Raw genomic sequence first — 3450 nt, 5'->3', positions numbered from 1 at the left:
GTACAGTAGCTAAACAATTTGCCTTCAATTTTTCATACGGATAGCATTACCAGATAATTCAATGATTAAAAAATTTTTCCGATTAAAACTAGTAGCACTGAGTATATTGTTAGGCGGTGGATTTTATGCCGACGCTAACAATAAAAAAAATGAATTACCGGAAATTGGCGTAGTTGCTTCCAGTGCCATTAGTTTAGATAAAGAGATGTTAATTGGTGATGCCTTGATGCGCCAATTGCGCAGCCAAGCACCGGTTATCAATGATCCTTTATTGGATGAATATATCCAAGATTTGGGTAATCGTTTGGTTGCCCAAGCCGACGATGTAAAATTCCCCTTTACCTTCTTTTTGCTCAATAGCCCTGACATAAACGCATTTGCCTTTTTTGGTGGCCACGTCGGTGTGCATTCTGGTTTAATCTTTAATGCCAAAAATGAATCTGAACTCGCATCGGTGTTAGCTCACGAAGTCAGCCACGTTACTCAACGGCACATCGCCAGAAGCATAGAAGAACGCCAAAAATCTGCACCGCTACAAATAGCCTCAATGTTAGGTGGGATTTTATTAGCAATGGCCAATCCTGAAGCAGGCATGGCGGCAATTTCAGCAGGTAGTGCGGCGTCTCAACAAGCTTCAATTAATTATACTCGGCAAAATGAAAAAGAAGCGGATAGGATTGGCATACGTATACTCGCACAAGCGGGTTTTGATCCTAATGGCGCCAGTGGATTCTTTTCTACCTTAACGGAAAAAAGTCGTCTCAAATCGGCCCCTATGGCATTCTTAATGACTCACCCTATGCCTGAATCCAGGGTGGCGGATGCTAGAAGTCGCGCCGCCACATACAATGTTGGCACTATCCCCGAAAGCTTGAGTTTTCATTTAGCTAAATCGCGGATTTTAGCCCGCTATTATGCAAAACCTGATTATAACATTGAGTATTTTTCTGCCGCGCTGGCAAAAGATTCCTATGTTTTTAAACAAGCCGCTGAATATGGTTTGGCTTTGTCCTATTTAGCGAATAAACAATACAGCCAAGCCCAAAGCTTGATTGCTAATTTGTTAGAATCCGATCCTGATAACTTGTTTTATCTTGATGTATTTACTGACATCGCCATAGAAACAAAACAATTTGAATCCGCTATTAACCGTTTGAGTTCGCAGACTGCACATAATCCACGCAATCAGGTACTGGTGCTTAACTTGGCTAACGTATTAATAAAAGACAAACAATATGCCAAAGCCGTTAGTCTGCTAAAAGATTTTTTACTGCTCAAACCGAACAATATGCTGGCCTATGACTTGTTGTCGGACGCTTACTTAGGCGGACAGCAACCACTAGAGATGCACCAAGTAAAAGCGGAAGTATTTGCCTTAGTCGCAGCTTACCCTCGTGCTATTGACGAGTTGCAAAGTGCTTATAATTATGCGGGCGAAAAACAGCTTGAAAAACAAAGGATCAGAGCGCGCATAGAACAATTCCGTGATGCGCAGGAAAAACTACGAACCCTGTAACTTGGTAATTACGCGTAGTAAACTAGCTGCGCTTTGCTCACCTTTTAGCTCACGCACAATTTTACCTTGTGGATCAATAATTAAGGTGTGGGGTAAGGTCTTAGGCATTTGTTGCCAAGGTGTGGCGCTAATTTCAGCTAAAATCGGAAACTCAATGTTATGTTGCTCACGTAGAGCAAGGAGTTGTTGTTGATTTAAGGTATCAAAACTCACTGCAAACATCGCTATCTGTTTGTTTTCACGATAAAATTCATTGAGTTCTGGTATTTCCCGTAAACAAGGCGCACACCACTGTGCAAAATAATTAACTACCACCCACTGCCCATGTAAATCACGCCATTGTTTAGATTCGCCATCAAGGGTGACAAAATCCACTTTAAACAACAAATTAACACTTAAACCGGCCACCACAGCACACACAGCCAGTAAAGCTAACAACGCTTTTTTCATCTAAATTATCACCCTTGTTTTGTGGTCTTAGTTCAATACAGGTTACACTAGGCAAATGTTTAATTATAGAAAATGCCCCTATGTCTGAACTCATTATTTATCATAACAATCGTTGTTCAAAAAGCAGACAAACTCTGCAACTACTTGAACAACATAACAAAAAACCGACTATTGTCGAATATTTAAAAAATCCGCCTAGCTTTGCTGAATTACAAAAAATCATTCTAATGCTAGGTTTCACCAGCGCACGTCAATTGATGCGTAGCGGCGAGGAAATCTATAAAAGTGCACAACTCGCGTCACCTGAACTATCTGAAACCCAACTGATTGAAGCTATGCTCACGCATCCAAATTTAATCGAACGTCCTATCGTTATTTATCAGGGCAAAGCGGCACTGGGTCGTCCACCAGAAAATGTATTAAGCCTATTATGAAAGATGTGCTGATTTTATATTACAGTTGCCACGGTGCAACTCAAGCGATGGCCAATAAAATCGCTTTAGGAGTTGAACAAGCTGGTTTATCTGCGCGGCTTCGCACCGTTCCAGAAGTCAGTAGTAATATTGGTGAAACGCAGGCAAGTGTGCCGCAGCAAGGTGACCCCTATGTCTGTATACAAGACTTACACGAGTGCTGCGCACTAGCATTAGGCAGCCCTACCCGTTTTGGTAATATGGCCGCGCCTTTAAAATACTTTTTAGATCAAACTAGTCGCGAATGGTTGTCAGGCACTTTAGAAGGAAAACCAGCCTGTGTTTTTACCTCTACAGCCAGTATGCACGGTGGCCAAGAAAGCACCTTACTCAGTATGATGTTACCTTTATTGCATCATGGTATGTTGATATGTGGTCTACCCTATTCCTTACCCCAATTGCACACTACCATGACAGGTGGCAGCCCTTATGGTGTCAGCCATTTAGCGCAAAAAAACAGTCCCAACATGCTAAGCCAAGATGAAATCAGTTTGTGTATCGCACAAGGCAAACGTCTGGCAATATTTGCCAAACAATTAGGATAAACCATGAAATTTACCACCCTTTTTTATCAACGTTTGGCCCTGAGCAGTTATTTTTTATTATTTGTTTGGTTAGTTATCTGGCACTTTATGCTGACACCCGATAAATCGACTTCTACCCTATTTACCCTGTTATTTTGGATAGTGCCTATAACCTTACCCCTAAAAGGTTTAATCCAGGGCAAACCCTATACCTATGCTTGGACCAACTTTATTGTGATGTACTATCTGCTACATGGCCTTACCGCGGTTTATGCGGTAGAGGGCGAACGATTTTATGCTTTTATCGAAATTGTTTTATGTTGTGGTCTGTTTACCGGTTGTAGCTACTATGCAAGGTTACGAGGGCGTGAACTCGGCCTTGGCATTCGTAAATTAAAAGATGAATTACGCGAAGAACAAGAAGCCTTCGAGAGTCATAAACAAAAGCCATAGGTAAGAGAAAAATCATGCTTAACAATCGTTGTTT

5 protein-coding genes are annotated in these 3450 nt (G+C 41.5%); 4 read left to right on the top strand and 1 reads right to left on the bottom strand.

The genetic code is table 11. The features are described from left to right. The first annotated feature begins 61 nt into the window (after nt 1-61). Nucleotides 62-1516: a beta-barrel assembly-enhancing protease gene (bepA, locus tag AX660_RS09155; RefSeq protein ID WP_082768825.1), complete on the top strand. Its 1455-nt coding sequence runs from the start codon at nt 62-64 to the stop codon at nt 1514-1516. On the opposite strand, the gene AX660_RS09150 is transcribed toward bepA, so the two are convergent. Then, nucleotides 1502-1966: a TlpA family protein disulfide reductase gene (locus AX660_RS09150; protein ID WP_068375809.1), complete on the bottom strand. Its 465-nt coding sequence runs from the start codon at nt 1964-1966 to the stop codon at nt 1502-1504. The two genes, bepA and AX660_RS09150, sit on opposite strands and share 15 nt — an antisense overlap. An 80-nt stretch (nt 1967-2046) precedes the next feature. Between AX660_RS09150 and arsC the strand changes: the two genes are divergently transcribed. The 3 genes from arsC to AX660_RS09135 are packed head-to-tail and all read left to right on the top strand — an operon-like array spanning nt 2047 to nt 3416. Then, the gene (gene arsC, locus AX660_RS09145) at nt 2047-2400 is read left to right on the top strand and encodes an arsenate reductase (glutaredoxin) (RefSeq protein ID WP_068375807.1); all 354 of its coding nucleotides are present in this window, start codon (nt 2047-2049) and stop codon (nt 2398-2400) included. Then, entirely contained in the window at nt 2397-2984 is a 588-nt protein-coding gene (wrbA, locus tag AX660_RS09140) for an NAD(P)H:quinone oxidoreductase (RefSeq protein WP_068375805.1), read from the top strand. Before arsC ends, wrbA begins: the two co-directional genes overlap by 4 nt. Nucleotides 2985-2987: 3 nt before the next feature. Further along, the gene (locus tag AX660_RS09135) at nt 2988-3416 is read left to right on the top strand and encodes a DUF2069 domain-containing protein (protein ID WP_068375803.1); all 429 of its coding nucleotides are present in this window, start codon (nt 2988-2990) and stop codon (nt 3414-3416) included. Nucleotides 3417-3450: the final 34 nt, after the last annotated feature.

The sequence above is a fragment of the Paraglaciecola hydrolytica genome (assembly GCF_001565895.1).
GTDB classification, from domain to species: Bacteria; Pseudomonadota; Gammaproteobacteria; order Enterobacterales; family Alteromonadaceae; genus Paraglaciecola; species Paraglaciecola hydrolytica.
The sequence above is the reverse complement of the archived record's forward strand: the minus strand, read 5'-3'. Positions and strand labels throughout refer to the sequence as shown.

Bases quoted from the DNA above. Each gene is read 5' to 3' on its own strand.
- bepA (WP_082768825.1), top strand. From the start codon at position 62: ATGATTAAAAAATTTTTCCGATTAAAACTAGTAGCACTGAGTATATTG.
- AX660_RS09150 (WP_068375809.1), bottom strand. From the start codon at position 1,966: ATGAAAAAAGCGTTGTTAGCTTTACTGGCTGTGTGTGCTGTGGTGGCC.
- arsC (WP_068375807.1), top strand. From the start codon at position 2,047: ATGTCTGAACTCATTATTTATCATAACAATCGTTGTTCAAAAAGCAGA.
- wrbA (WP_068375805.1), top strand. From the start codon at position 2,397: ATGAAAGATGTGCTGATTTTATATTACAGTTGCCACGGTGCAACTCAA.
- AX660_RS09135 (WP_068375803.1), top strand. From the start codon at position 2,988: ATGAAATTTACCACCCTTTTTTATCAACGTTTGGCCCTGAGCAGTTAT.